Annotated in this window: 2 protein-coding genes; both read left to right on the top strand. The window is 28.7% G+C overall.

The genetic code is table 11. The annotated features are described in order from the left end of the window. Positions 1-90: 90 nt before the first annotated feature. Complete coding sequence (gene spoIIP, locus ACTHW2_RS03670; protein ID WP_442262379.1) at positions 91-1,119, top strand: stage II sporulation protein P; 1,029 nt, start codon at positions 91-93, stop codon at positions 1,117-1,119. A 107-nt stretch (positions 1,120-1,226) separates the two neighbouring features. Continuing rightward, on the top strand, positions 1,227-1,790 hold the full coding sequence (lepB, locus tag ACTHW2_RS03665) for a signal peptidase I (RefSeq protein WP_442262378.1): 564 nt from the start codon (positions 1,227-1,229) through the stop codon (positions 1,788-1,790). Positions 1,791-1,846 lie beyond the last annotated feature (56 nt).

Raw genomic sequence — 1,846 nt, 5'->3', positions numbered from 1 at the left:
TAAATAGATATATAAGATAATTGACTTTTATCATAGTTTTTTCCTCCTCGAATATATATTAGACTATAAGCTAATATAGGAGGAGGAACTATGAGAAGACGAAGAAGTAGGAAAAATAAACCTAGATTTAAAAGTTCGAAAAGATCTTTTAAAAATAATAAAAGCGCATATATAATTATAGCATTGATATGTTTAATAGGATTAAACGTAGGTTCTATGATTATAATGCTTGCTAAAAATGTTAAAGCTAGTAACGAATCTAATATAGTAGATTTTTCAAAGGAGAATAAATTTGGAAAAGTCAAAATGGTTTTTGAAGAGATATTTAATAAAAAAAGTGTTAAAGATATAGATAGACCAAAAGATAAAAGGGACATAGAAAATACTCATGAGGAAGTGGAAGATTTTATAATAATAGATGATCTGGAGGAATATGAAAACTTTATAGTAGTGAGAGATTCTAGTGGAAAGTTTAATCTAGAAGATATTCCTGAGCCTGTAAACGTGAAAAAAATAAAGGTGGATCCTGACAAACCATATGTATTGGCATTTCATACTCATGCTACAGAGGGGTATGAACCTCTTAAAAAAGGTGAATACTATATTACTGATAATACTCAAAATGTAATACAAATAGGAGATATTTTTTCTAAAACTTTAGAAAGTGGAAATCATAAGATAAATCATGATACAACACACCATGATAGACCATCTTTTAATAAAAGCTATTCAAGGAGCTTAAATACTATAAAAAAAGAAATGGCAAAAGAAGAAAATCTTAAATTCATATTTGATATCCATAGGGATGGAGTAGAGATAAAGGGGAAAAACGAGAAAGAGTATGCAGCAATGTATAAAAAACATCATAAAAGATACACTACAACAATCGATGGGAAAGAGGTAGCTAAATTTGCTCTTGTAGTAGCAGCAGGTAGCGAAAATTACAATGAAAATTTAAATTATGCTAAATATATAAAGGCGGTTTCAGATACAATATATCCTGGGTTATGTAGGGGTATAATAATAAAAGAATATGGTAGATTTAATCAGTATCTATCAGATTATTCTGCACTTGTTGAGGTTGGTGCAAATGTAAATACAATTGATGAGTCTAAATAAACAGCTAAACTTTTAGGAGAAATATTAGACCTTGTAATTTCAAAAATTATCCTTTAATTATTATGTAAAGATGATATAATATAGGTATATTGGAAGGAGTGTAGCACTTGGATAACGATAAAAATGATAACAAAAAATCAAGTAATGATAAAAACGATATGATGGATTGGATAAAAAGTATAGCATTTGCAATAATAATTGCTGTTTTTATTAAAACTTTCCTATTTAACTCTACTTATGTATTGGGTAATTCTATGTACCCTACTTTACATGAAAAAGATAGACTGTTTTCTGTGAAGGTTTCACTTATTTTTAAAGGACCAGAAAGAGGCGATATTGTAATTATCAAAGCGCCTGATAGTGAAAGAAAAGATTATATAAAAAGAGTAATTGGTATTGAGGGAGATTTGGTAGAAATAATAGAAGGTAGAGTATATTTAAATAAAAAGTTACTAGAAGAAGACTATATAGAAGAAGGGTCCTATACACATATATATAATAAAAACACCTGGACAGTTCCAGAGGGAGAAATATTTGTACTTGGAGATAATAGAGAGAAAGATGCAAGTAAAGATAGTAGAAGCTTTGGGACAGTTCCTAGTAAAAGTGTAAAAGGCATTACTGGATTTAGATATTTTCCTTTAAACGATGATTTTGGATCTTTAGACTAGAATATTTTTCCAAATAAGTGGTTAAAATAATGCTGGTGATGTTTATTGGGAACTAG

Source organism: Tissierella sp. (assembly GCF_052089545.1).
In the GTDB taxonomy this organism is placed as follows: Bacteria; Bacillota; Clostridia; order Tissierellales; family Tissierellaceae; genus Tissierella_A.
Note: the sequence above shows the minus strand (reverse complement) of the source record. Positions and strands in the feature narration are given on the sequence as shown.

Bases quoted from the DNA above. Each gene is read 5' to 3' on its own strand.
- spoIIP (WP_442262379.1), top strand. From the start codon at position 91: ATGAGAAGACGAAGAAGTAGGAAAAATAAACCTAGATTTAAAAGTTCG.